The sequence below is a fragment of the Flavivirga aquimarina genome, assembly GCF_030540835.1.
GTDB lineage: Bacteria > Bacteroidota > Bacteroidia > Flavobacteriales > Flavobacteriaceae > Flavivirga > Flavivirga aquimarina.
Window position 1 is genome coordinate 1 of sequence record NZ_JAUOEK010000159.1, and the last position, 1,036, is coordinate 1,036.

The window sequence follows — 1,036 nt, forward strand, 5'->3', positions numbered from 1 at the left end:
ATTAACGTGAATCTTGTTTAAGCCGCCCATAAACAAAGTTGGTTAGTTTCAATTGGAGTTATATTTAAAGAAGGCTTTTTAGGAAAGAAACAATAAGCAGTCAGTCCCGAAATAAGGTTGACCAAAAAACCTTTAACAGAACGATGTCTGGTATGTTCTATCTTGCAAATATTCTTCAATTCGTCGTTCACGGATTCCACCAAGGCTCTTTTCCTGAGCAATATGGCATCCACATCTGAGAGGTTCTGTTGCTTCATGTTTTTTCTGATCTTGGTTATTAACTGAATGCCATCTTGGAAGAGTAGTTCGGCTAAGGCTTTAGAGATATAGCCCCTGTCCCCAAAGAGCTTGCCAAAGATATCTTTGGTCATGGCACTCATCACATCAATATTCCTATCATCTACGTTGCCTTTGGTGAGGTAAAACGATAGCAGTTCTCCACGGTCATTAACGATCAAGTGGAGCTTAAAGCCAAAGAACCACCCCATGGTCGATTTGCCTTTTGAGGCCACCCCTTTGAAGACCCGATGTTGTTTTTCTCTTTTTATATGACAGACCCTGAGCAAGGTCGAGTCAATATAGTTGATACCCCGTGACTTGCCTAGACCTTTATATTTCAAATACAGCATTAGCGGCAACAGGATACGTTCCTGTCTTGCATTAAAACGGACATAGCTGATCAGATTGGGGAACAGATCACCCAAATGTTTACAGACATATTGTGTGTAAAAGTGTTTGAAATTAGTAAACTGACCATAATGAAACAAAAGATAGATACTCATCATTTCGCTATCGGAGAGCTTCCCATGTCTATTGCGACTTTTAACTGGTGAGCTTTCTAAAACTGGAACGTGTTTTAGTTGAGAACTAAATTCGTTACAAAAATCATCTAATTCTACGAAGAATTCTGTAATTTTATCTCTAAGCATAAAGGTTGTTTTTTGAGGTTAAACTAAAATTTGACACTTTAATTTACTCAAAATCAGCCTTTTTTGCTAATAAATCTTGCATTAATTCTTATCCAAGATTCACGTTA

Annotated in this window: 1 protein-coding gene; it reads right to left on the reverse strand. The window is 37.7% G+C overall.

What is annotated here, in order from left to right; genetic code table 11:
- Positions 1–17: 17 nt before the first annotated feature.
- Positions 18–929, reverse strand: coding sequence for an IS982 family transposase (locus tag Q4Q35_RS17145; protein WP_303279246.1), 912 nt, complete (start codon positions 927–929; stop codon positions 18–20).
- Positions 930–1,036 lie beyond the last annotated feature (107 nt).